At 62.4% G+C, this 692-nt stretch carries 1 pseudogene; it reads right to left on the bottom strand.

The features are described 5' to 3' along the window. Positions 1–631, bottom strand: a pseudogene (locus EXE42_RS16265) (hypothetical protein); the annotation flags it as partial. Between the last annotated feature and the right edge of the window lie 61 nt (positions 632–692).

Raw genomic sequence — 692 nt, 5'->3', positions numbered from 1 at the left:
CTGTTCCCTCGGTGTCCGCGGCGTCAACTGTCTGCTCGCTGTCCACCGCGCCGACGTAGTGAGCCGCGGTGTGGTTGCCCGCGAACACCGCACCCTCGTTTTCACGGAGGTGTTCGAGCACCCATTGGTCCGACTGGCGTTCGGGTGGGCTGTCAGGCGATAAGGCCGCTGCGGACGGGTTTGTGTCCGCGTGAGGGGTACCCTCTGCGTCGTCAGACCCACCATCCTCATCACCGCTGAAATCATCAAGCGAGGAATCGCCATCACCGTCCCGCGGATCAACAGGCTCGGGTTTCCGTTCCTCCTCGTTTGGGTCTGGTCCCATCGCGGAGGTCAGGGTATCCTCATCCTTCGTCCCGCCCGAGAACTGTTCTTCGAAGTAGGCGTGTGTCTCCTTCGCGGGCTGGTCGCGAAGCGGATCCCACACGTCCGCGAACGGATCGTCTACGTCACACTCAACGCAGTCCTCGTTGAGATCGACGCCGTCCCGCTCGGCGTGCTTTGAGAGGTTCTCAATCCGCGGTGGCTGTAAGGCCCCGTCGTCGTGCTTCTGGTAAGCGTCCGCCTGGCCTTTCGGCCCCGCTGTGGACTTCCACCGTTGAAGGTAGTAGTCCTCGGCCAGTTCGTCCATCCGATCTTTCAGCGTCGAACGAGATGGGTGCGGGATGTCGTTGCCATCGAGCCACTCTTGG

It is taken from the genome of Halorubrum sp. SP3 (genome assembly GCF_005435195.1).
Lineage (GTDB): Archaea > Halobacteriota > Halobacteria > Halobacteriales > Haloferacaceae > Halorubrum > Halorubrum sodomense.
Note: the sequence above shows the minus strand (reverse complement) of the source record. Positions and strands in the feature narration are given on the sequence as shown.